The 854-nt window shown below is 36.4% G+C and carries 1 pseudogene; it reads left to right on the top strand.

Annotated elements, in window-relative coordinates:
* Positions 1-627 precede the first annotated feature (627 nt).
* Positions 628-854, top strand: a pseudogene (locus RTW80_RS26305) (replication initiation protein); the annotation flags it as partial.

The following is an 854-nucleotide window of genomic DNA, read 5'->3' as shown; positions in this document are numbered from 1 at the left end:
TCGTATGAGCTGAACTCTTCTGGTTTTGAGAAAGGAGACACCGCTCGCCGCAGCCGAACGACCGAGCGTAGCGAGTTAGTGAGCGAGGAAGCGGAATAGCACAGGGATTACATTAGGCACTTACGCACAGTGGTTAAAAAATGAGCATATTGTTTTTATGTGTGGTTGTCTTGGTTCAGAGTGATCTGTCCTCCGGGTTTACGCAAAGTTATCCACAGGCGCTGTGCATTTAAAAAACTTATCTTTTCTTCTTGATCTTAAAAACTTAAAAACTTAGAGCGTCGTAACATTATGATAAATATAATAAAAAAACGCTAAACATGAGAGGATTTTTAACGTAAGGTGAGAGGATCTTTAACATAAGGTGAGAAGATTTTTAAGTAAGGGTGAGAAGATTTTTCACTAAAGATGAGAGGATTTTTAACGAAAGGTGAGAGGATTTTTAAGTACATCCACAGGCTAAAAAAATATCATGTAAAACATGATGTTATGAATTCATTTTGATGTGAATACATAAAGATCTTTATATCTAAAGGTGATAAGTTTTTTAACTAAAGGTTGTAATGTGTTGTTGTCATACAACCTTTATAGGGTTATCATTTAGCCAAGTGATACGACTTATCTATAATGAGGCTTCAGGTGAAAACTGTAACAGGGTTAACGAAAGTCAGGCATAGAAATGAGGTTGGCGTTACTCTGGCATCTCTTTCTCTTTCTGCGAAACGGGTTTTATTTCTCGCACTTTGTCAGATTGATACAAAGGAAATGTTGAATGATGATATTTTGGAGGTTGATGCTGATTTTTTTTCTAAGACAACTACTTTGGATAAATATGCTGCATATGCGGCCTTAAA

The sequence above is a fragment of the Escherichia sp. AM3 genome, assembly GCF_032029835.1.
Lineage (GTDB): Bacteria > Pseudomonadota > Gammaproteobacteria > Enterobacterales > Enterobacteriaceae > Escherichia > Escherichia coli.
This window is presented reverse-complemented; position numbering and strand designations above follow the sequence as displayed.